Source organism: Desulfoluna spongiiphila (genome assembly GCF_900101345.1).
GTDB lineage: Bacteria > Desulfobacterota > Desulfobacteria > Desulfobacterales > Desulfolunaceae > Desulfoluna > Desulfoluna spongiiphila.
Map to the genome: position 1 here is coordinate 192,827 of NZ_FMUX01000005.1, position 19,524 is coordinate 212,350.

Annotated in this window: 11 protein-coding genes; 9 read left to right on the top strand and 2 right to left on the bottom strand. The window is 58.5% G+C overall.

Annotated features, from left to right (window positions below):
• Positions 1 to 212: 212 nt before the first annotated feature.
• On the bottom strand, positions 213 to 1,937 hold the full coding sequence (locus BLQ12_RS09115; protein ID WP_175469602.1) for an alkaline phosphatase family protein: 1,725 nt from the start codon (positions 1,935 to 1,937) through the stop codon (positions 213 to 215).
• Positions 1,938 to 2,503: 566 nt separating this feature from the next.
• On the opposite strand from BLQ12_RS09115, the gene BLQ12_RS09120 reads away from it, so the two are divergent.
• From BLQ12_RS09120 to BLQ12_RS09170, 9 genes are all read left to right on the top strand, one after another.
• A complete protein-coding gene (locus tag BLQ12_RS09120; protein WP_092210336.1) occupies positions 2,504 to 3,532 on the top strand; it encodes a dihydroorotate dehydrogenase-like protein in 1,029 nt (342 codons plus the stop codon).
• 336 nt (positions 3,533 to 3,868) lie between these two features.
• On the top strand, positions 3,869 to 5,197 hold the full coding sequence (gdhA, locus tag BLQ12_RS09125) for an NADP-specific glutamate dehydrogenase (RefSeq protein ID WP_092210337.1): 1,329 nt from the start codon (positions 3,869 to 3,871) through the stop codon (positions 5,195 to 5,197).
• A gap of 259 nt (positions 5,198 to 5,456) precedes the next feature.
• Complete coding sequence (locus BLQ12_RS09130; RefSeq protein WP_175469603.1) at positions 5,457 to 8,099, top strand: ATP-binding protein; 2,643 nt, start codon at positions 5,457 to 5,459, stop codon at positions 8,097 to 8,099.
• A 105-nt stretch (positions 8,100 to 8,204) separates the two neighbouring features.
• On the top strand, positions 8,205 to 9,791 hold the full coding sequence (locus BLQ12_RS27975; protein WP_254782026.1) for a hypothetical protein: 1,587 nt from the start codon (positions 8,205 to 8,207) through the stop codon (positions 9,789 to 9,791).
• Positions 9,736 to 10,506: an ATP-binding protein gene (locus BLQ12_RS09145; RefSeq protein WP_254782032.1), complete on the top strand. Its 771-nt coding sequence runs from the start codon at positions 9,736 to 9,738 to the stop codon at positions 10,504 to 10,506. Before BLQ12_RS27975 ends, BLQ12_RS09145 begins: the two co-directional genes overlap by 56 nt.
• A gap of 195 nt (positions 10,507 to 10,701) precedes the next feature.
• A complete protein-coding gene (locus BLQ12_RS09150; RefSeq protein WP_092210342.1) occupies positions 10,702 to 12,108 on the top strand; it encodes a sigma-54-dependent transcriptional regulator in 1,407 nt (468 codons plus the stop codon).
• A gap of 587 nt (positions 12,109 to 12,695) precedes the next feature.
• The gene (locus BLQ12_RS09160) at positions 12,696 to 13,871 is read left to right on the top strand and encodes an NAD(P)-dependent malic enzyme (protein WP_092210434.1); all 1,176 of its coding nucleotides are present in this window, start codon (positions 12,696 to 12,698) and stop codon (positions 13,869 to 13,871) included.
• Between the two features lie 20 nt (positions 13,872 to 13,891).
• Positions 13,892 to 15,199, top strand: a complete 1,308-nt coding sequence (locus BLQ12_RS09165) for a 2-hydroxycarboxylate transporter family protein (RefSeq protein ID WP_092210344.1) — start codon at positions 13,892 to 13,894, stop codon at positions 15,197 to 15,199.
• Positions 15,200 to 15,721: 522 nt separating this feature from the next.
• The gene (locus BLQ12_RS09170; protein ID WP_092210345.1) at positions 15,722 to 16,900 is read left to right on the top strand and encodes an NAD(P)-dependent malic enzyme; all 1,179 of its coding nucleotides are present in this window, start codon (positions 15,722 to 15,724) and stop codon (positions 16,898 to 16,900) included.
• A gap of 321 nt (positions 16,901 to 17,221) precedes the next feature.
• Here the strand turns inward: BLQ12_RS09170 and BLQ12_RS09175 are convergent, their stop codons facing one another.
• Positions 17,222 to 19,474: a nitric-oxide reductase large subunit gene (locus tag BLQ12_RS09175; RefSeq protein WP_092210346.1), complete on the bottom strand. Its 2,253-nt coding sequence runs from the start codon at positions 19,472 to 19,474 to the stop codon at positions 17,222 to 17,224.
• Between the last annotated feature and the right edge of the window lie 50 nt (positions 19,475 to 19,524).

Below are 19,524 nucleotides of genomic sequence, written 5' to 3' on the forward strand. Positions count from 1 at the left end.
CAGTCCGGTTAAAGATGTCTCCGCCGGCCAAACTTTTGATAAGTTTTTAAAAACAGATTCAGTTCAATCTGAATCAAAGGCGAATGTGATTTCCCCTGAGGAACGAAGGGGAAAGCGCATTCGCAACCTGCTTTCAAGGTGGCACACCTTGCCGCCGGAGGCTTCTTTTTGTTTTTTCCCTGAGCCTTTTGGGCCCCCCCTATACAATTGGATCATTTTGCAGCCGAGGGCAACGCGGTGCGGCTTGCCGTGACCCAGTTTTCCCCGGAGGCATTCTGGTGCAGCACCTCGTCCAGGGGGGTGCCCACGGAGCCCGACGGGGGTTTGATATCAAGGAGGCTTGCAAGGGTCGGGGCGATATCGTACGGGGTAACGGGCCGGGCGATGCGCTGGGCCGGGATGCCGTAGCCTGCGAAAAAGAGGGGGACATAGGTGTCGTAGGTCCAGGGCGAGCAGTGGATGGCGGCAATGTCCGTGGTGGTGTCCATTTCGTAGTAAAAGTACCAGAACTGGTCTGCGATCACATGGATGTTGCCGGAGCGTTTCCCATGGAAATTGTTTAAGATCGTCATGTTGGTGCGGGTGGGGGCAACGGCCCCTTTGAGCAGGTCGGTGCGGGTCAGGGCCCCGATGATCCCCGGGATGCGGGTGATTTCTTCTGCAAGTGTCGCTTCTACCCGGGCAACGCTGTACTCGGTTTTTCCGATCTCGTCTTCGTTGAGATAGACGTACGGGTGTTCGTAAAGCCGGATGACCGTTTCTGGAACGTTCAATCGCTTTTTCAGTGCCTTTGCCAAGGTGTCCTTGACGATGGTCGCAGAGGTGAGGCGGCCCACCTCAAAGCCCAAGCTTGCCATGTATTCTGGTGCTTCGCACATGCCGTGGTCGGAAGAGAGAATGATGAGCGTCCGGTCCAGGCCGACCTGCTCGTCCACATAGCGGAACAGGTCGGCAAGCAACTTGTCGACCCGAAGGATGTTGTCTTCTACCTCCAGGCTGGATGGACCGAACAGGTGGCCGATGTAATCGGTGACCGAGAAACTGACGGCCAGAAAGTCGGTGTGGGGGCCCTTGCCCAGTTTTTCTTCTTTGATGAGGGTCTTTGCAAAGTCTGCGGTCAGCTCATCCCCGAAGGGGGTGGCGATGAGGGAGGCATAGAAGTGCGGGGCGTTCCCCTTGACCGGGTGCGGGAAGGTCGTTCCCAGTCCGAACATGTCCACTTCAAAGGGGCGGTCGTCATCCTTTCCGAAGACGTAGGTGGATGGATCGTGCAGGAGCTCCCAGGCTTTGTCCTTGTATGTGTCGGCGTGTTTTTCTCCGTTCCACTTTGTAACCCAGTCGGGGTATGTTTTGTAGTAATAGCTGCTGCTGACAAAGGAGCCGTCGCCTTTGGAATACCAGAAGGCTTTGCCGGTGTGGCCCCCCGGGAGGATGGCGCCCCGGTCTTTGATGGAGACGCTGAACATCCTGGATCGGCTGTTGTTGGAGAGCATGAGCTCATCGCCGATGGTGGAGGACAGTATGTTCGTGGGGGCACGGCCCTCGCCTTGGGCAGGTTTTTTTCCGATGAGCGGGTAGCGATCATCCTCGCAATTGTAAATGACGCGTCCTTTGTCCTTGTCAAACCAGTTTCCGGCGACAATGCCGTTGTGGGCCGGGTACGTGCCGGTGAACAGGGCGGCATGGCCCACGGGTGTCTCGGTGTCGGCATGGCGGAAGTGGGCGTTGGTGTAATGGGTTCCCTGCTGCATCAGGTATTGCAGGCCCCCCTTGCCCAGGCGGTCTTTGTATCGCATGGGAAAATCGCCGCGCATCTGGTCGATGGTGATCTGGAGGACAAGGGCGGGTTTCCCCTTGGCCGTTTTTGCATCGGCCCCAGTGATCAAGACAAGCATCAGGAGCGGGAACATCCAAAAAATGAGTCGGTTTGCTTTCATGGGGGTGTCCTTTTCTTGGGTGGCGGGGTCTGGTGATGGGTCAAAGAGCCGAGGTGTCTGTGGCATGCCGTGGTGCCCGGGAAACGAAACATGTGGCGGTGTTTGTGGTTAGTGAGAGAAACATTGTTGTGTGTTGTGATGGGTGTATTTTTTTAGCAAAGGCATCCTGTTCTGTCAATGCATTGCGGGCAGGGCCGTGATACCGGGTGACAGCGCTTTCATGGAGGGCATCGGCATCTTTTGAGGTAGGTTTCTCACCGCAACTTGATTCTCAGGTTGTCCTCGGGTAAGATGTAACTCTGTTCAACCACAGGGATTTTGGCGGTACCTTTCGGGTGTGGCCTCCCTGGCATCGCGTGCCCATGTTTACTCCTTCTTATGTCTCGCCAGTGTTTCCCTTCAGGCGGGCGCGCACAGATATCCCCCCCGGGGCAACATACATGCTCCTTCATCGACGCCTCATTACGGCGCTTTTTCCTGTGCATGTGCCGTTTTTTCCGGACGTGCCCTTGGCCTTCGGGAAGGGACGGCTCCTGTTCGATCACCACCAACCAAGGAGATGATGCATGGATACGTCCACCTCGTATCTGGGAATGTCGATCAAGAACCCTATTATCGTGGGCAGTTCCGGATTGTCCGGCACCGTGGAAGGGGTCAGGCGCCTTGCAGAAAACGGTGCAGGGGCCGTGGTGCTGAAATCCCTTTTTCAGGAAGAGATCAACCTTGAAAGCGACAAGGTGATTCGGGACACCAAGGCCGCGGATGCCTCGGTTAAGTATTTTGACTACGATGGTCGAAAAAATCCCATTGAGTTTTACGGGTACAAGGTGCGTGAAGACAACCTGAACAGGTACACCACCTTGATCCGTGAGTCCAAGGCGGCCGTGGACATTCCCGTCATTGCCAGCATCAACTGCTATTCAGACTCCCTGGAGTGGATCGCCTTTGCCCGGGAGCTGGAGAGAGCCGGAGCCGATGCCCTTGAACTCAACATGTTTTTCCCCCCAACCCAGTTCAGCCAGGGTCGCAAGGACAAAGAGGAACTCTACTTTAAGATCATAGAAAAAATCCTGGGGGTCGTGACCATTCCGGTGGTACTCAAGATCTCCCACTATTTTACCGATCTCGGGCCGATGATCCAGAAACTCTCCCGCACGGGGGTTCACGGTCTGGTGCTCTTCAATCGGTTTTTCAGCCCCGGGGTGGACATTAAAAAGGTCGAAGTGGTTCCCTCTTATCTGTTCAGCACGCCCTCGGAGATGGCCCTGTCCCTTCGCTGGATCGCCATCATGGCCGAAAAGGTGGATTGCTCCCTGGTGGCCTCCACGGGTGTCCACGACGGCGAAGGGGTGGTCAAGCAGATCCTGGCCGGAGCCGACGTGGTGCAGGTGGTATCGACCCTCTACAAAAACGGGGTCAAGCACCTGGGGGTGATGATCGAGGAGCTGGAGACGTGGATGGGCAGCAAAGGGATACAAACCATCGCCGATTTTAGAGGGCGGCTTTCCCAGGAGAAGAGCAGCGACCCATCGGTCTACGAGCGGGCCCAGTTTATGAAGTACTACGCGGATAAGAAACGGCTGACCGTGAGGTAAGGGTCGGTACAAAACATACAATAGCGATGCCGCCAGCCTGGCGGGCATCGGTGTGTGGTTGGGGATTCTATCTGCCAAAAGGGCTGAACACGGGGGAAATTGAGGAAAGATCGGTTGCCTGACTGATCTGTGACCATGCGGGATGTGCGATTGCTACAGATTTCCTGTGGTTGCATGAACCTTCCAAAATCAGGGGACTTTTTCCTTGACCCCCGTGCATTGTTTGGCATACGCCATTTCTAAGATCAGGTTTTTTGTATTTAAAAAATGCGCAATACGAAATCCTGACGCATTGTTTTGATGCGTTCGTTAATTCATCAAACAGGAAGATGCGATATGCCAGACATTTTAGAGGTCGTAAAGAGCAGAGACCCTCACCAACCCGAGTTCCTCCAGGCCGTAACCGAGGTGGTGGAATCGGTGGCCCCCGTCCTTGAGCAGAACCCCGAGTATCGCAGGCACAATGTGCTGGAGCGCATTGTGGAGCCCGAGCGGGTGATCATGTTTCGTGTGCCCTGGGTGGACGACGACGGGCAGGTCCAGGTTAACCGTGCGTTCCGCGTCCAGATGAACAGTGCCATCGGTCCGTACAAGGGCGGGTGCAGGTTTCACCCCTCCGTGAACCTTGGTATTTTAAAATTCCTTGCCTTTGAACAGGTCTTTAAAAATGCCCTGACCACCCTGCCCATGGGCGGGGGAAAAGCCGGTTCCGACTTCGACCCCAAAGGCAAATCGGACAACGAGGTGATGCGGTTTTGCCAGAGTTTTATGGCGGAGCTCTTTCGTCATATCGGTCCCAATACCGATGTCCCTGCAGGGGATGTGGGGGTGGGGGCCCGGGAGGTCGGCTACCTGTTCGGCATGTACAAAAAGCTCACCAACGAGTTTACCGGGGTGCTTACGGGCAAAGCCCTGAACTGGGGCGGCAGCCTGGTGCGTCCGGAGGCAACGGGGTACGGCGCTGTTTACTTTCTGGAAGAGATGCTCAAGCTTCGGGACCAGACCATGGAGGGCAAGGTCGTCACCATCTCCGGGTACGGTAATGTCGGGACCTATGCCATCGAGAAGATCAATGAGCTGGGCGGTAAAGTCGTCACCCTTGCAGATGAGTACGGCTACGTCCATGACCCCGAGGGGATCAAGGGAGAAAAGCTCGCCTTTATGGCTGACCTCTGGACCATCTACCGAAGGCCCGCCAAGGATTATGCCGACAGGTTCGGCTGTGAGTGGGTTCCCGGCAGGCGACCCTGGGAGGTTCCCTGCGATGTGGCCATGCCCACGGCCCTTGAAAACGAACTGGACCTTTCGGATGCCGAAACCCTCGTGAAGAACGGGTGCCAGGCCGTGGTGGAGGTGGCCAACATGCCCTGCACCCTGGAGGCGGCCCATTATTTTAAAGAGAAGGGTGTCCTTTTTGCCCCTGCCAAGGCGGCCAACGCCGGAGGGGTAGCCACCTCGGGCCTTGAGATGAGCCAGAACAGCATGCGCCTCTCCTGGAGCCGTGACGAGGTGGACAGCCGTCTCAAGGGCATCATGAAGAATATCCATGCCACCTGCCTGCATGCCGCCGAACAGTACGGCATGCCCGGCAACTATGTGGCCGGTGCCAATATCGCCGGGTTCATCAAGGTGGTGGATGCCATGATTGACCAGGGGGTGGTGTAAGCCACCTGAATACGATACAACGCCTTGCCATCTTTCTGAACTGAAAGCAGGTGGTGCGGAACCGGGCGATCCGATTTGTTGAGCCCTTTCCGCACCCCCTGCATCGTTTGTCCTGCCTTTTTCCCCTGACCAGCACGCCGAGCCAGACACATTACCAGCTTCCTGCCTGACGGCCCGACATTTTCGGCCGTCCCTGTGGCCACTCTTTGGATACGCCATGGCCCCCTGTGGGTGCCGTTTTCCTCCAACCGAGGTGTGTATGCCCTTTAGACGCATCAAGACGATATCCCGCCGCCTCAAAGGCTCCCTGGCTGCAAAGCAGCTGTTTTATATCCTTATCTTCAGCTTTTTTATCACCTTTGTGGGGACCAGTTTCAATCTTTTCCTGGAGTATAAAAAAGACCTGAGCGCCGTGGACGACCAGTTTACCCAGATCAGGGAAGGACACCTGGAGAGCCTTTCGGGGAGCTTGTGGCAGCTCGATGACCTTCAGATCTCAACCCACCTCAACGACATGCTCACCATGCGGGACCTGATCTATCTGGAAATTCGTGAGAACGGAGAGGTGCTGTTTTCAGCGGGGCGATTGAAGGAGGGTGAGCAATGGGTGCGAAGAGGGTTTGATATGTTTTTTTCCCACGGGGGCCAGCAGCGACATATCGGGGTCCTTGACGCCTATGCTTCCCTTGAAGGGGTCCACCAGCGACTGTTCGAACGCCTCTTTGTCATTCTGGTGACCCAGGCGTTTAAAGTCCTTTTGGTCTCCATGGTTATTCTTGCGGTGCTTCACCGGGTGGCAACCCGGCACATCTCAGCCATCGCAGGGTACGCCACATCCATACGGCCCCATGAACTGGGCACGCGGCTGGAGCTGCCCAACCGGGAGGTTGATCCGGAGTACCCGGATGAAATCGACGAACTGGTGTCGGCGTTGAACCAGATGCGGCAGCGCCTGTTCCACGATATGGAGCGGCGCCAGGCCGTTGAGCACCAACTTGCCCGGAACCGCGCCCTGCTGGATGAAACCCAGAAGCTCAGCAATATCGGGGGCTGGGAATACCATGTGGACGACGAATTGTTTCTCTGGACCAATCAGCTTTATGAGATCCACGGGCTGGAGGTGGACCCGACCGTGGATCATTTTGAGGTCTCCATTGCCTGCTACAGCAAGGCCGATGGGGAAGCGGTGGGCCGGGCGTTTACTGAATGCATCGACAGGGGCCGTCCTTATGATCTGGATTGTGAGATCACCACGTGCAAAGGGGAGAAGAAGTGGATTCGCACCACGGGGCGCCCCGTCTTTGAAGGGGACAGGGTGGTCCGGGTGGTGGGCAACATGATGGATATTACGGAGTCCGTCAAGGCCGAGGAGGCTCAGCGACGCTCCCTCAAAACCCTGATGACCGTTTTGGACAGCGTGGATGCCATCATCTGTGTGTCGGACACCGACACCTTCAGGATCCTTTTTATGAACAAGGCCATGATCGAGAGTTTCGGGGAGGGGCTCACCGGTCAGGAATATCATGCCCTGTTCATGGCCGGTCGGGAAAAAGCGGGGCCCCCGGGGGTGTCTCCCCGGGCGGGCATCCCGGACCATGCCGGGGCCCTTGTGTGGGAAAGCCGCAACCAGGCCGGGGCGTTTTACATCAACTACGAACGGAGCATCCAGTGGGTGGACGGGCGGCAGGTACGGTTCCACCACGGGGTGGACATCACCCAGATCAAAAAGATGGAGGAGGAGCTGCGCCAGTCCCACAAGATGGAAGCCATCGGTGGGCTGGCCGGGGGCATCGCCCACGACTTCAACAATATTCTCTCGTCGGTCTTAGGCTACACCGAGCTGGCCTTGGATGACGTCCCGCCGGAAACACGGCTGGAGGGCTATCTCCAGGAAATTTACTTGGCCGGGACCCGGGCCGTGGCGCTGGTGCGACAGATCCTCACCTTTGCCCGCCAGGGCGACGAGGAGATGGTGGCCATCCAGGTGAAGCCCATCGTAAACGAGGCCCTGAAGCTGATCCGGTCGTCCATTCCGAGTACGGTGGAGATCACCCGGGATATTGAGAGCGAGTCCCTGATTTTCGGAAACGCGACCCAGGTGCACCAGATTCTCATGAATCTGTGCACCAATGCGGCCAGCGCCATGGAAGGGGAGGGCGGGGTTCTGGATGTGAAGCTCTTTGATACGGCCCTTGGCTACGGGGGCACCCCGGTGCCGGTCTCATTGCTCCCCGGGAATTATCTGAGCCTGAGGGTCGCCGACACGGGCTGCGGGATTCCCCCGGAGGTGATGCCGTCCATCTTCGAGCCCTTTTTTACCACCAAGGCCCCGGGTGAAGGCACGGGCATGGGCCTTGCCATGGTCCACGGCATCGTTAAGAAGTGGGGAGGGGAGATCAAGGTGGAGAACAACACGCCCCGCGGGGCTGTGTTCACCGTGTACCTGCCCATTACCGAGGAGGAGAACGAGCCGTCGGAACCGCTTCCGGAGGACGACACCCTGCCCACGGGGGGGGAGCGGGTCCTGGTGGTGGATGACGAACCTGCCATTGCACGGATGATCGGCAAGATCCTGGGGCGCCTGGGGTACACCGCGGTGATCCGGACCGACAGCGTGGAAGCCCTGGAGCTTTTCCGGTCGGGCCCGGAACACTTTGACCTGGTGATGACGGACATGACCATGCCGACCATGACCGGGGATCTGCTGGCAGCAGAGATGCTCCGCATCCGACCGGAGCTTCCGGTGATTCTCTGCACCGGGTACAGCAACAGAGTCACCGACGCGGCCCTGGCTGAGATCGGGATCAAGGCGTTTATGACCAAGCCCATTGTCAAAAAGGAGCTGGCGCGTGTTGTCAGAACGCTGCTGGATGAGGCGGGAAAGGGGGCCGGGTCAACGTGACAGACGACCTTGCCGGGATCGGCTTTTGCTTGACGGTGTTTCTGGTTTCTGACATAGCTTGGGGTGCAGTGTGTCGTTTTTATACGGTAAATCAGCGGTGGGTGAATGGGATATCAGAGAGTTTTCACGTTTTTGGCCCTGTGGCTCCTTTTTCTGGGCGGACAGGCGGGCGCCACGGAGGCAGGGAAGTCGGCCCCGGTTCGTCAGGTGCTGGTTCTGAACTCCTACCACCCGGGGTATGTGTGGGCAGACTCGGTCACAGAGGGTCTACGCTCGGTGTTTGACGGCCGGGGGAGCTCCCTTCGGGTCAGTTTTGAGTACATGGACACCAAGCGGTATCGTCCCGATGAGATCTTCGAGACCTTGAAAGAGGTGTACCGGCTGAAATACGGGGCCGTGCGTTTTGATGTGATTGTGGCCGCAGACAACAACGCCCTGAATTTTCTCCTCCAGAACCGCCATGAGCTGTTCCCCGACACCCCGGTGGTGTTTTGTGGGATCAACGGCTTTGACGAGTCGATGATCGCCGGTCACACGGGGTACACCGGTGTGGCCGAGGACTACGATCTGGCAGGCACCCTGGACCTGGCCCTGTCCATGCACCCGTCGACGCGGTATGTGGCTTATGTGAGCGGTGCCTCCACCTCCAGCCGCATCAACCGGAAGCGGCTCCTTGAGATCATTCCGGCCTACGAAGAACGTGTGGGCTTCATCGATCTCTCCCTGAAATCACTGGATGCGTTGAAGGCATCCCTTGCCACCCTTCCCGACGAGACCCTGATTCTTTATCTCTCCTACTACCTGACCCCCGAAGGGGTGAGGCTGACGGTTCCCGAGAGCACCTCCCTTGTGTTCAACCATTCCGGGCGACCGGTATACTCTCCCTGGGAGTACACCCTGGGCAGCGGCGTGCTGGGGGGGCGAATGCTCAGTGGTCGCAGGCAGGCCGAAGAGGCCGCACGCATTGCCCTTCGGATCTTAAGCGGCGAGCCTCCTGCGGAGATCCCCGTTATTCGCCACAGCTCCATCCAGCCCATCTTCGATTACCGAATCCTTCGCCATTTTTCCATTTCCCACAACTCCCTTCCCAAGGGAAGCCTGATCCGTAACGAGCCGGTGACGGTCTATTACCAGTACAAATACGTCATCTGGGCCACCCTGATCTTTCTTGTGTACCAGTCCGTCACCATTGCGGTGCTCATGCGGATCATCGCGCGGCGCAAGAGGGCGGAGGCCCGGGAGAAAAAACTGGAGGCGCAGTTGCGCCAGTCCCACAAAATGGCGGCCATCGGCACCTTTGCAGGGGGCATTGCCCATGACTTCAACAACATCCTGGGGGGGCATCACCACCTGCACGGAGCTGGCCGTGGAAGAGGTGGGGGAAGAGGGACCCGCATACGAAGACCTGACCCATGTGCTCAAGGCGGCACAGCGGGGCAAGAGCCTGGTACGCCAGATCCTGGCCTTCAGCCGGGACAAGGATCAGGAGAAGCAGCCCGTTCAGATGAAGCAGCTGCTCAAAGAGTGCAGCCAGCTCCTGAAAAGCTCCATTCCGGCTACCATCGATGTCCGCCTCGATCTCCAGGCCGAGTCCGGCCTGGTGCTTGCCGACCCCACCCAGATCCACCAGGTGATCATGAACCTGTGCACCAACGCCAGCCATGCCGTGGAAAACCAGAAGGGCCTCATTGAGATTACCCTGGATTCGGTGGACCTGGACAGGAACGTGGCCCTTATCCACCCGGACCTTTCCCCGGGGCGCTACTCGCGCCTCAGCGTCCGGGACAACGGAAAGGGGATTCCTCCAGACGACATGGATCGGATTTTTGACCCTTTTTTCAGTACCAGGAAAGAGCGGGGTGGCACCGGCTTAGGGCTCTCCATGTCCCACGGCATTGTCAAGCGGCACCAGGGGGCCATCACCGTGGCGAGCCACCCCGGTCGGGGGACCATTTTTTCCGTGTACCTTCCCTGTGCCCACGGCACGGAGCCGATGAAAGCCGGGGCTGAAGTACCCTTGGAGCGAAAGGGCAAGGAGAGGATCCTTCTGGTGGATGACGACGAACAGATGATCTACGGCACCGAGAAAATGCTGTGCCGTATGGGCTACGAGGTGGTGGCCCATACCGGGAGCCTGGCCGCGTTGAAGGCCGTCCGCACGGATCCCGGCGGGTTTGACCTGGTGATGACCGATCACATGATGCCCTATCTCAACGGCATGGAGCTGGCAAATGAGATCCGGGCCCTCTGCCCGGAGATGCCCATTATCCTGTACAGCGGCTACCAGGACGGCACGGTGGACATCACCCCGGGGCTCCTTGAACGCCACGGCATCCTGGCCTTCATGAGAAAACCCTTTAACCGGGCAGAGCTTGCAAAGACCATCCGTAATGTGCTGGTTGCGTGATATGGGTGCATACTGCAATTCGAACAGTCACGTCTTTGTAACTATCTAGTTTATGCCTTCTATGGCTAAAGTCGGATGAACGACAGGGGCAAGAGGGCTCAGAGTAAAAACCAAGAAGATGCCTCCGGCGGCAAGGTGTGCCACCTTGAAAGCTGAATAGTAATATATTTTTTAAAGATCAGAGGTGATGTACCCATGGCAACGGTCCTGATTGTGGATGATGATGAAACCCTCTGTTACTCCCTTTCCAGGGTGATAACGGCCAAGGGGCACCTGGCAGTGACGGCGAAGACCCTGACGGAGGGCCTCGACAAGGCCCGGCAGGCCTCCTTTGATGCGGTGTTTCTCGATGTGCGGCTGCCCGACGGGAACGGCCTGGAGGCCATCTCCGAGCTGGAGCAGATGCCCTCCTCTCCGGAGGTGATCATCATGACCGGCCTGGGAGACCCGGACGGGGCAGAGCTGGCCATGATCAACGGGGCGTGGGACTACCTTGAAAAGACCTCCTCCACCCGGGAGATCTCCCTCACCCTTGCCCGAGCCCTTCAGTACCGGGAGGAGAAAAAGAGCGCCGCGGCTTCGGCGCCCGTGGTCTCCCTGGTGCGGGAGGGTATCATCGGGAGCAGCCCCGGGATCAAGGGCTGCCTGGACCTGGTGGCCCGGTCGGCGGTGAGCGACGCCAATATCCTGATCACAGGGGAGACGGGGACGGGCAAGGAGCTCTTTGCCCGGGCCGTGCATGAAAACAGCGCTCGCAAAAAGGGACCCTTTGTCATCGTGGATTGTGCCTCCATTCCGGAGACCCTGGTGGAGAGTCTGCTCTTCGGACACAACAAAGGGGCCTTTACCGGAGCGGAGCGGGCGCGCACCGGCCTTATCGTGGAAGCCCACGGGGGCACCCTTTTCCTGGACGAGGTGGGGGAGCTGCCCATGGCCCTTCAAAAGGCGTTTTTACGGGTACTTCAGGAGCGTACCGTGCGCCCCCTGGGGAGCCGGCATGAGGTGGAGAGCCACTTTCGCCTGGTGGCCGCCACCAACCGGAACCTTGAGGCCATGGTGGACGAGGGGACGTTCAGGAAGGACCTTTTGTATCGTATCCAGTCCTTTACCATGGAGCTGCCCGCCTTAAGGGACCGCACGTCAGACGTCAAAGAGATTGCGGCCTATCACATTCACCGGTTCTGCGATCGCTACGGCATGGATTACAAAGGGGTCTCCGCCGATTTTTACGGTACCCTGGAGGCCCATGCCTGGCCGGGCAATGTGCGGGAGCTGGTGAACATCCTTGATCAGGCCCTGATCTCGGCACGGCATGAATCCACCCTGTTTCCAAAGCACCTGCCGCCCCGCCTGAGGGCCCGGGTGGCCCGGGCCAGGCTCGGCTCGGCACCCCGGGATGACGAGAGCCCTCAAAACGGTTACAGCCTGGATGAGATGCCGACCCTGCAGGATTATCGCGATGCCGTGAGCCGGGAGGCGGAAAAGCGGTACCTTGATGACCTGATGCGGGTCACCGCCGGAAACGTCAAAAAGGCCTGCGATCTGGCAGGTCTTTCCAAATCCCGCCTTTATGCCCTGTTGAAGCAGCACGGGCTAAAGTGAAGGCAGGTGACAGACCGTAGATGAAAGGTTAATACGTCACTGTTCAGCGTATGCCTCCGGCGGCCCTGCCGGGGGCCAAACGTTTAAACAGGTCTTAAATACGGATGTGTTTTGACCCGAGGAACGAGGGGGCAAAGCGCATTCGTAACCCGCTTTCAAGGTGGCTCACCTTGCCGCCGGAGGCTCTTTTTTTGGGGGCTGAATAGTCGCGTAAATACAGTGCTTTTTGCATCCCTGAGCCCATGCACCTGGCCGGAAAGCCCTCGGCCTGTAGGGTGCACTCTGTGCACCATGTTCGGGTATCGGGGCGTTCGGATTTATCCGGGCATGGGAGAAGCACCAGGCCGTCACGTTGGTTCCCGTCTATCCCCCCTCCCTCATTCCTGCCCCCCGGGAAAAAGTCCTGCCCAGCAGGAAAAAGCCCGCTTTTCTGAAAAGCGGGTTTTTTGCGTTTGGTGCCTAATTTATCGAATATATGCCGCATCTAAAAAAACGGGCCTGCTGGTACGGGGGCTGCAATACATCCTGGCACATGACGCATTCGCACCATGGAGGTGCAGGATGAACCGGAGGGGAAGGATATCAGGATGGATTACAATGCTGAAAGTTTAGCGCTTCACGCAAAGAGCGTGGGCAAAATCGAAGTGGTCTCCAAGGTTGCCATCGGGACCCGGGACGACTTGAGCCTTGCGTACACCCCGGGGGTGGCTCAACCGTGCCGGGAGATCAGCGACGTGAAGGATGAGGTCTACCGGTACACAGCCAAGGGCAACCTGGTGGCGGTGGTTACCGATGGAACCGCGGTTCTGGGCCTGGGGGACATCGGCCCGGAGGCGGCCATGCCGGTGATGGAGGGCAAGGCCATTTTATTTAAAGAGTTTGCCGATGTGGACGCGTTTCCCATCTGCCTTGCCACCTGCGATGTGGATGAGATCGTGCAGTCGGTTAAGATGATCGCCCCCACTTTCGGGGGGATTAACCTGGAGGACATCTCAGCGCCACGCTGCGTGGAGATCGAAGAGCGGCTCAAGGCAGAGCTGGACATTCCCGTTTTCCATGATGATCAGCACGGCACCGCCATTGTGGTGGCCGCAGCCCTTATCAACGCCTTGAAGGTGGTGGGCAAAGAGCTCGCCGACATTCGGGTGGTGGTCAACGGGGCCGGAGCCGCCGGAGGCGCCATCATCAAGATGCTCCTGGACCTGGGTGTCACGGATATTCTCGCCTGCGACAAAAGCGGCCTGCTTCGGGAAGGAGATGCGGAGAACCCGCCCCATCTGGAGGCCCTGGCCCGGAAGACCAACCGGGGCAAGCGCACGGGAGACCTGGCCGATGCCATGGTGGGTTCCGATGTCTTTATCGGGGTCTCCGCGGGCAACGTGGTGAGTAAGGAGATGGTTGCCTCCATGAACCCCGGTGCCGTGGTGTTTGCCATGGCCAACCCCACCCCTGAGATCATGCCCGACGATGCCCGGGCCGCAGGAGCTGCGGTGGTGGGCTCGGGGCGTTCCGATTTCCCCAACCAGGTGAACAACGTCCTGGCCTTCCCCGGTATTTTCAGGGGCGCTCTGGACGCCAGGGCAGGGGAGATCAACCCGGCCATGACCCTGGCCGCAGCCTACGCCATTGCCGGGATCATTGGAGAGGACGAACTGTCCGCAGAGTATGTCATCCCCGACGCCCTGGACCGGCGCGTGGGCAGGCAGGTGGCCGATGCTGTGAAGCAGGCGGCGTATGAATCCGGTGCAGCCATCAGGAAATAACGAACCAAGGAGAGATGACGATGTCAACAGCAACGACCGCCGTTATGCCCGCACAGGGCCTTCGTGACTACAAGATCATGGGGATTCCCCTTCCATTTTTTCTCGTTTTAACCGGTGTGGTGTTTCTCACCACCTACCTTCAGGTGCTGCCCAAGGGCATGGTCGGGGCCTTTCCCCTGATGATGGCCCTGGGTGCTATTTTCAATGAAATCGGCGACCGCACTCCCGGCATCAAGGACTACCTGGGAGGCGGCCCCATCCTGATTATTTTCGGCTCTGCGGCCCTGGTCACCTACGGCGTGCTGCCCCAGCCCTCCGTGAAGATCATGACCAGCTTCATGAAGAGCGAGAGCTTCTTGAGTTTTTACATTGCCGCCCTGATCACGGGCAGCATCCTGGGCATGGACCGAAAGCTCCTGATTCGTGCCTCGGTGAGGTATCTGCCGGTGATTCTGGGCGGGGTGGCCGTCTCCATCGTGATGACCGGTACCGTGGGGATGCTCATGGGCTACGGTTTCAAAGAGGCCATCCTCTACATCGCCATTCCCATCATGGGCGGCGGCATGGGCGCAGGGGCGGTTCCCCTGTCCCAGATCTTCGGCAGCACCCTGAACCTCGATCCCGCAGCCATGATGTCCCGTATGGTTCCCGCCCTGGCCCTGGGCAACGCCTTTGCCATCGTGGCCGCCGGTATCCTGGACAAGATCGGTAAATCTTCTCCCTCCCTGACGGGCAACGGTACCCTGATGAAGAATCAGGACGCCGTGGCCGAGGAGAAGGAAGAAGAGCCCACCATTGATTACCAGCTCATGGGCATCGGGCTGCTCATGGCCACCACCTTTTTCGTCTTCGGCAAACTCCTCGGGAGCTTTATCCCCCTGCACTCCTACGCTTTGATGATCATCAGCGTGGCCGTGGTCAAGGCCCTGGGGATCCTCCCCCGCAAATACGAGCTGGGTGCCTTCCAGTGGTTCCGTTTCGTCATGGTCAGCATGACCCCGGCCCTTCTGGTTGGCATCGGCGTGGCCTACACCAACCTGAACCAGGTGATTGACGCCTTCTCCATTCAGTATGTGGTTCTGGTGGCCGTCACCGTTGTGGGCTCCATCATCGGCTCCGGCTTTGTGGGCCGCCTCTTCGGTTTTTACCCCATCGAAGCGGCCATCACCGGCGGGCTCTGCATGGCCAACATGGGCGGCACCGGCGACGTGGCGGTTCTTTCTGCCTCCAAGCGCATGGACCTTATGCCCTTTGCCCAGATCTCATCACGCATCGGCGGGGCCTTTATGCTGATCCTGGCTACAGCGGCACTGAAAATGATTGTCTAAGACACCCCTCACGTGACAACGGATAACAAAACACCCTCCGGCAGTGAGTCGGGGGGTGTTTTGCCGTTGGGTCCGGTGAAAAAAAACGTCTCTAACCGGCAAAGCCTCCGGCGGGTCGCTTTTTGAAAAAAGCTCCGCAAAAACGTTCCGGTTGCATCACGTTAAAACAGCCGGTTCGAATCGTTGGTAAGACCTGTTTGTCAAACTTTTTAAAAGTTTGGCCCCCGGCAGGGCCGCCGGAGGCATGTTTGAGCTGACTAGTGACGTTTTTTTATAAAAGGCAGGCTTGCCGGGGGATGACAAAAAGTACTGTGATCTCACAGGTCTCTTTCATGCGGGAGCCGATGTTTTGTTGAGACGCCCTGCGTTTTTCCAAATAAGCGCGGGACATGGCACGCCACCTTGAGGTAAAGAGGGACCCGAATCCATGGATTCAGGTAGTTTGTTATAAATGATCGCAATGACTCCGGTCGGATAATGAGCACTTCGGAGCGGAACGGACCGGAGGGGAAGGAAACGGAAATGGATTACAACGCGGCGAGCTTAGCGCTTCACGAGAAGAGTGTGGGTAAAATCGAGGTGGTCTCCAAGGTGGCCGTCGAAAATCGGGATGACTTGAGCCTTGCATACACCCCCGGGGTGGCCCAGCCATGCCGGGAGATCAGTGGCGAGCGGGACGAGGTGTACCGGTACACGGCAAAGGGCAACCTGGTGGCGGTGGTCACCGACGGAACGGCCGTACTCGGTTTGGGGGATATCGGCCCGGAAGCCGCCATGCCGGTAATGGAGGGCAAGGCCATTCTATTTAAAGAGTTTGCCGACGTGGACGCCTTTCCCATCTGCCTTGCCAGCACCGATGTGGAGGACATCGTCCAGTCCGTGAAGATGATCGCCCCCACCTTCGGTGGCATCAACCTGGAGGACATCTCCGCGCCCCGCTGCATGGAGATCGAAGAGCGGCTCAAGGCCGAGCTCGATATCCCCGTTTTCCATGACGATCAGCACGGAACGGCCATTGTGGTGGCAGCGGCCCTTATCAACGCCTTGAAGGTGGTGAAGAAAAATCTTTCCGAGATCCGCGTGGTGGTCAACGGCGCCGGAGCCGCAGGGGGAGCCATCATCAAGCTGCTCCTGGACCTGGGCGTTTCGGACATCCTGGCCTGCGACAAGAGCGGAATCCTCTGCAAGGGTTGCGGAGACAACCCTGCCCACCTGGAGGCCCTGGCGTGCCTGACCAACCAGGGAAAATGCACAGGGGACCTTGCCGATGCCATGGTGGGGGCCGATGTGTTTATCGGGGTCTCGGCGGGCAACGTGGTGAGCAAAGAGATGGTGGCCTCCATGAACAAAGGCGCCGTGGTGTTTGCCATGGCCAACCCCACCCCCGAGATCATGCCCGACGATGCAAGGGCCGCCGGGGCCGCGGTGGTGGGCTCCGGACGCTCGGACTTTCCCAACCAGGTGAACAACGTCCTGGCCTTTCCCGGTATCTTTCGGGGCGCCCTGGACGCCCGGGCCCGGGAGATCAACAGCGCCATGACCCTTGCCACCGCCTACGCCATCGCAGGTATCATCGAAGACGATGAACTCACCGCCGAGTATGTCATCCCCGATGCCCTGGACCGCCGGGTGGGCAAGAAGGTGGCCGAAGCCGTGAAACAGGCGGCCTTTGAGTCGGGCGCCGCCACGCAGAAGTCATAAAAAAGCGCCTCCGGCGGCCAAGCTTTTGAAAAGTTTGATAAACAGTTTTTTTGATTGGTACCGAAGCTGTCGGAGACACCAAGACTGAATCATTGGGCGTGATCAAAGTAAGCCTCATACCCAGGCAATTGAATTGCCTGGGTATGTTTGTTTTGGCTTTCACCACAGTGCATGCCACGTCTCATCTCCACGAACTTCACACGAATGCCATTGCGATTTGCCCTGAGGAACGAAGGGCGAAGCGCAATGGCAACCAGCTTTCGAGGTGGCTCACCTCGCCGCCGGAGGCATGCTTTTTGTTTCTCCTGCGGCTACCCTTACTTAAGCAAAGGGCTCTCCCGAGCCGATGGTCACCTTTTTTAAATTCCCCATGGCTTTGAGCATAAACAGGAGAAAGGCCCCGGATCCGATGATGATCATGAAATCGGGCACCATGCGGGTGTTTCCGATAATCCGGACGATGTCCCTGGACCAGAAGGCGTCGGAGCGGGCGTGCCAGAATCCGTGGTTGATGTTGTCCAGCACCTGGAGGATCCCCGTGGGCAGGAGGGTGGCGGTGAACATGACAAAGAGCCCGATGTTGATGCTCCAGAAACAGAGCTTGAGCAGGTTCGGGCTCCAGCCCTTGTCTTCCACCAGGCCGCGCATGGAAAACAGGGAGAGACCGATGCCCAGGATCCCGTAGGTCCCGAACAGAGCGGTGTGGCCGTGGTTGACGGTGAGGTAGGTGGCGTGCTCGTAGTAGTTGACCACCGGGGTGGTGATGGAGAGTCCCATGACGCCTGCTCCCACGAATTCCCAGCAGATGGCGGCCATGAGGAACATCAGGGGGTATTTGTAAGGAAAATCGCTGCCTCCTTTGACCAGGGCGCTCTGGCCGTGCCACACCTCGGAGAGGAGAAGGAGAATGGGAACGGGTTCCAGGGCCGAGATGGTGGAGCCCAGGGCGAGCCAGAGGGACGGCTCGCCGAACCAGTAGTAGTGATGTCCCACGCCGATGATACCCGCAAAAAGGGCCAGGCCCACGGTGAGATAGACGGCCCTGAGGCCGGCCTCCAGGCGCACCAGCCCGAGGTTGACCATGACAAAGGCCACGGCGGCGGCTGCGAAGAATTCAAAGGCTCCTTCCACCCAGGTGTGGACCACCCACCAGCGCCAGAAGTCGGCGATGGTGATGTGGGTCTGGGGGTCGTAGGTGAGCCCGAAGCTGAAAAATCCCACCACGGCCACTCCGGAGTAGGCCAGGAAGTTGGGGAGCCCCCATTTGTCCTGGCCTGCCTTGAAGTGGTCCTTCAAGGCCCTCACCACCAGAAAAAGCCAGAGAATGAGGCCGATAAAGAGAAGGATCTGCCAGAGCCTTCCCAATTCAAGGTATTCCCATCCCTGGTGTCCCAGCCAGAACCAGTAGTCGGCCAGTTTTCCTTTGATACCCAGGACCTCGCCGGTGAGGCTGCCCACGGCAACCACCAGAACCGCAAAGAAGAGCAGGTCTACGAGGAATCCTTGTCCTTTGGGCTCCCGGTTGCCCACCATGGGGGCCACGAACAGGGTCATGCCGATCCAGGAGACGGCAATCCAGAAGATCGCCAATTGAAGGTGCCAGGATTTGACCCAGTTGTAGGGGATAAAGGCGGCGATGGCCTTGAGGCCGTAAAAGGAGTCCGGGCTCACGGTGTAGTGGGCCATGAGCCCCCCGACGTTGACCTGCACAAAGAAGAGGGCCGCCACCACCAGGAAGAATTTGGCGGCTTTCTTCTGGCTGGACGAGATGGGGGCACCGGCCAGGGCCATGGCAGGTTCCGGTTTATAGGGAAGGGCTCCCTTGTTGAACCCGTATTTGTGGTAAAGGTAGATCATTCCCCCCAGGCAGAGACCGAAAGCCACCAGGGAGATGGCCGACCAGACCAGGGACTTGCCCGAGACCGCGTTTCCCACGCTGGGGTCGTGGGGCCAGTTGTTGGTGTAGGTGTGGGTGTCTCCGGGGCGGATGGTGCCCGCGCACCAGGCCGTCCAGAAGAAAAAATCGGCCAGGTTCCGGAGTTGGGTGGGGTCTGTGATGGTGCCGGGGTTGATGGGGCCGTTTTCGTCCCCGTCGGTGAAGAGCCGGTGGTAAAAATCGCGATTTTTAAAAAGGGCGGCCACCTGGAGAGGCGTCAGGGTGAGGGTGTCGCTCTCTTTGTCGTAGCGGTTGGTCTTGATCTGTTTGATGACCACCGCGTCCACGGCACCTCTCTCTTCCGTTGAGAGATTGGCGTAGTTTTTCCGGAAGCGCTGCAGGGCCATCACCTCCCGCATGGTCACCCCCATGTTGTGCAGGGCCTGGGCGGTGAAGTCGGGACCCCGGTAAGTGCCGTGGCCCCAGACGCTGCCCAGGTCCATGAGGCCGAAGCGCTGCCATACCTGCTGGCCGGCCATGATGTCCCCTTTGCCTGAAAGGGGCTGGCCGTACATGGATGCGACGGTGCCGGGGTAGGGGGGGAGGTCTTTTTTGGTGTAAACGAATCCGATCAGTGCAATGGCAATGGAGCTGAAAATGGCGATGAGAAAATAGAGCTTCATCCGTTGGCTGAGCATGGCACACCTCATGAGAAGTTAAATGGAGACGTTAGGGGATTGCGCTTGTG

Bases quoted from the DNA above. Each gene is read 5' to 3' on its own strand.
- BLQ12_RS09160 (WP_092210434.1), top strand. From the start codon at position 12,696: ATGGATTACAATGCTGAAAGTTTAGCGCTTCACGCAAAGAGCGTGGGC.
- BLQ12_RS09165 (WP_092210344.1), top strand. From the start codon at position 13,892: ATGTCAACAGCAACGACCGCCGTTATGCCCGCACAGGGCCTTCGTGAC.
- BLQ12_RS09150 (WP_092210342.1), top strand. From the start codon at position 10,702: ATGGCAACGGTCCTGATTGTGGATGATGATGAAACCCTCTGTTACTCC.
- BLQ12_RS27975 (WP_254782026.1), top strand. From the start codon at position 8,205: ATGGGATATCAGAGAGTTTTCACGTTTTTGGCCCTGTGGCTCCTTTTT.
- BLQ12_RS09120 (WP_092210336.1), top strand. From the start codon at position 2,504: ATGGATACGTCCACCTCGTATCTGGGAATGTCGATCAAGAACCCTATT.
- BLQ12_RS09170 (WP_092210345.1), top strand. From the start codon at position 15,722: ATGGATTACAACGCGGCGAGCTTAGCGCTTCACGAGAAGAGTGTGGGT.
- BLQ12_RS09130 (WP_175469603.1), top strand. From the start codon at position 5,457: ATGCCCTTTAGACGCATCAAGACGATATCCCGCCGCCTCAAAGGCTCC.
- BLQ12_RS09145 (WP_254782032.1), top strand. From the start codon at position 9,736: ATGAACCTGTGCACCAACGCCAGCCATGCCGTGGAAAACCAGAAGGGC.
- BLQ12_RS09175 (WP_092210346.1), bottom strand. From the start codon at position 19,474: ATGCTCAGCCAACGGATGAAGCTCTATTTTCTCATCGCCATTTTCAGC.
- gdhA (WP_092210337.1), top strand. From the start codon at position 3,869: ATGCCAGACATTTTAGAGGTCGTAAAGAGCAGAGACCCTCACCAACCC.
- BLQ12_RS09115 (WP_175469602.1), bottom strand. From the start codon at position 1,937: ATGAAAGCAAACCGACTCATTTTTTGGATGTTCCCGCTCCTGATGCTT.